Below are 905 nucleotides of genomic sequence, written 5' to 3'. Positions count from 1 at the left end.
ACTTATGCGGCTAGGCAGCACCAAGACTATCTCAAACCAGAAGAGGTTTTGGAATGTGAGAAGTTCCGCATACAGGATACTTATGGCATGAGCGTAACCCCTGAACTGGTTGAGCAAGATGATGGGGGACGCTTAATAAAAAAGATTGTCGCACTTGAAGCGATATTGGCAGATCCTGGGGAAATGATTACTGATGACCAGGGGCGGGAGTGTGTTTCACCGCCGACTGTGGTTGTGGAACGTGATAAATCGGAACGTGAGCGCTTGGCTATTTGCACTGACTGGAGCAATCATTCTACCGCGTGGCTTATGCGTCATCGGCTGGGGCTTAGGGCAGTGTTGATGGATCTCATGTCTGGGGTTGAGATCAAAGGGGACGAAGCGATGATTCAAGTTTTGGCTGAGTTCTCCAAACGCAACGCATCTCACGTTAAAGGTATCCTCAACCTGACTATTCCCCTTGATGAATCGTCAATCTGGATTTTGGGGCAGTATCTCGCTCAACTTGGTCTGTCCACTGAATCACGGCGACCGCTTGAAGATGGTAAGCGCGTTAGGTACTATCGGCTCAATACTGAGGATGTAGAGTTTGCCCAGAAGGTATTAGAGTATCGGCAAAGGCAACGGGAAGAGAGGGAACGCAAACGCCAAGAGTCACTTGAACGAGATGCGGCTTACGCAGCTAGAATACAGGCTCAGTATGGGATTAACCCGCCGTCCACACCCCCCATTAATGAAGATGGAGATAATAATCGGGGGGGTATGGACACAGATGAAGAACTCAGTGATTCTTGGTGGGAGCGGGTTAAATATTATGCTCGACTGGCGATTGAACGTTTAGAGGATGGGGTTGATGCTGTAAAAGAATTACTCAGTACGTTGACGAGTGATGAGCGTTGCGGCGT

At 49.1% G+C, this 905-nt stretch carries 1 pseudogene; it reads left to right on the top strand.

The features are described from left to right. A pseudogene (locus G1O98_RS38395) lies at positions 1-905 on the top strand (bifunctional DNA primase/helicase); the annotation flags it as partial.

The sequence above is a fragment of the Nostoc sp. UIC 10630 genome (assembly GCF_010747425.1).
Classification (GTDB): Bacteria; Cyanobacteriota; Cyanobacteriia; order Cyanobacteriales; family Nostocaceae; genus Nostoc.
Note: the sequence above shows the minus strand (reverse complement) of the source record. Positions and strands in the feature narration are given on the sequence as shown.